Source organism: Streptomyces beijiangensis, assembly GCF_017315755.1.
GTDB classification, from domain to species: Bacteria; Actinomycetota; Actinomycetes; order Streptomycetales; family Streptomycetaceae; genus Streptomyces; species Streptomyces beijiangensis.
The window spans coordinates 1-1,844 of sequence record NZ_JAFLRJ010000590.1; the positions used below are offsets into that span (position 1 = coordinate 1).

General features: G+C 70.2%; 2 protein-coding genes. Both read right to left on the reverse strand.

The features are described 5' to 3' along the window. Window positions 1–139 precede the first annotated feature (139 nt). The gene (locus J0695_RS37245) at window positions 140–946 is read right to left on the reverse strand and encodes a type III pantothenate kinase (protein WP_206969186.1); all 807 of its coding nucleotides are present in this window, start codon (window positions 944–946) and stop codon (window positions 140–142) included. Beyond that, the coding region (nadC, locus tag J0695_RS37250; protein WP_206969187.1) for a carboxylating nicotinate-nucleotide diphosphorylase at window positions 946–1,844 on the reverse strand (899 nt) is incomplete at its 5' end. The genes J0695_RS37245 and nadC, both read right to left, overlap by 1 nt.

Sequence of the window (1,844 nt, forward strand, 5' to 3'; positions counted from 1 at the left end):
CCCCGCTCCTCAATCGCCGGACGGGCTTGATTTTGCCTGGTGCAGGCTTGCTTGTGCGCGTCACAAGAAAGCCGGTGCCGGCAAAAATCAGCCCCTCCGGCGATTGAGGAGCGGGGTCTGGGGCGGAGCCCCAGTGGGGTCACATGCGGGAGACGTTGCGTTCGTAGACCAGGCGCAAGCCGATCAGCGTCAGCCACGGCTCGTGCTCGTCGATGACCGCTGCCTCGCCGAGGATGATCGGCGCCAGACCGCCCGTCGCGATCACCGTGACGTCCTCGAGGTCACCGTCGGGGCCGACCAGTTCGCGGGCCATCCGGGCCACGACACCGTCCACCTGGCCGGCGAATCCGTACACGATGCCGGACTGCATGGCCTCGACCGTGTTCTTGCCGATCACACTGCGCGGGCGCGCCAGTTCGATCTTGCGGAGCTGGGCGCCCTTGACGCCGAGCGCCTCGACCGAGATCTCGATGCCGGGAGCGATCACCCCGCCCGCATACTCACCGCGCGCCGAGACGGCGTCGAAGGTCGTCGCCGTACCGAAGTCGACGACGATCGCGGGACCGCCGTAGAGGTCGACCGCGGCCACCGCGTTGATGATGCGGTCCGCGCCCACCTCCTTGGGGTTGTCCATGAGGATCGGGACGCCCGTCTTGATGCCGGGCTCGACCAGGACCGCGGGCACGTCGCCGTAGTAGCGGCGGGTGACCTCGCGGAGCTCGTGCAGGACCGAGGGGACCGTCGAGCAGATCGCGATGCCCTCGATTCCGTCGCCCAGCTCGTCGCCGAGGAGCGGGTGCATGCCCATCAGGCCCTGGAGGAGCACGGCGAGTTCGTCCGCCGTACGGCGGGCGTCGGTGGAGATGCGCCAGTGCTCGACGATGTCCTCCCCGTCGAACAGGCCGAGGACGGTGTGGGTGTTGCCGACGTCGATGGTGAGCAGCATCAGACGCCTGCCTCTGCCTCTCGGAGGTCCAGGCCGATGTCGAGGATCGGCGAGGAGTGGGTGAGGGCGCCCACTGCGAGGTAGTCGACGCCGGTCTCGGCATAGGCGCGGGCCGTGTCGACGGTGAGGCGGCCCGAGGATTCCAGGGTCGCCCGCTTGTTGACCAGGGCCACCGCCTCGGCCGTCTGTGCCGGGGTGAAGTTGTCCAGGAGGATCAGGTCCGCGCCGGCGTCCAGGACTTCGGTGATCTGGGCGATGGTGTCGACCTCCACCTCGATCGGGACGTCGGGGAAGGCTTCCCGTACGAGCTTGAAGGCCTGGGCCACGCCGCCCGCCGCCACCACGTGGTTGTCCTTGACCAGGGCCGCGTCCGAGAGGGACATGCGGTGGTTGACGCCGCCGCCGCAGCGGACCGCGTACTTCTCCAGGGCGCGCAGGCCCGGGGTCGTCTTGCGGGTGTCGCGGACCTTGGCCCCGGTGCCCTCCAGCGCGTCCGCCCAGGTGCGGGTGGCCGTCGCGATGCCCGAGAGGCGGCAGAGGATGTTGAGCGCGCTGCGCTCGGCGGTGAGCAGGTCGCGGGTGCGGGTCGTGACCGAGAGGAGCTTCTGGCCCGCCTCGACGCTGTCGCCGTCATCCACGTGGCGCTCGACCTCGAAGGCGTCCGTGCAGACCACCGAGAGGACCGCCTCGGCGATGTGGAGACCGGCGACCGTGCCCGCCTCACGGGCCGTGAAGTCGCCCGTCGCGACGGCCTCTTCGGAGACCGTGGCGACCGTGGTGACGTCCACGCCCCCGGCCAGGTCCTCGCCGATGGCCATGTGCGCGATGTCCTCGACCTCGATCGGGTCCAGGCCCGCGTCCAGCGCCTCGAGGACGCGGGCCTGGACCCGATCGAGGT